Raw genomic sequence first — 233 nt, forward strand, 5'->3', positions numbered from 1 at the left:
GACAGATCAACGCAAAGGCACCATGCGGGCCAATCATAAGCAAGGGTCAAACCGCGCCGGCCGGGACTACCCGATTCTCGCGGAACCCGGCAGAAACAGACTGACAATCGTAAGCGTCGCCGACGGTACCGATCGACGGCGCGATGCCCTCGAGGTCGAGATGCTCGGTGTATCGGATAGATGTGTACTGGGACCCGGCATCGCTGTGGTGGATCAAATCGCCAGGTGAGACG

At 60.1% G+C, this 233-nt stretch carries 1 pseudogene; it reads right to left on the reverse strand.

The window, feature by feature from the left end:
- Positions 1 to 106: 106 nt before the first annotated feature.
- A pseudogene (locus tag MTQ12_RS14880) lies at positions 107 to 233 on the reverse strand (IS3 family transposase); the annotation flags it as partial.

Origin of the sequence: Brevibacterium sp. R8603A2, from assembly GCF_023072605.1 — a bacterium.
GTDB lineage: Bacteria > Actinomycetota > Actinomycetes > Actinomycetales > Brevibacteriaceae > Brevibacterium > Brevibacterium pityocampae.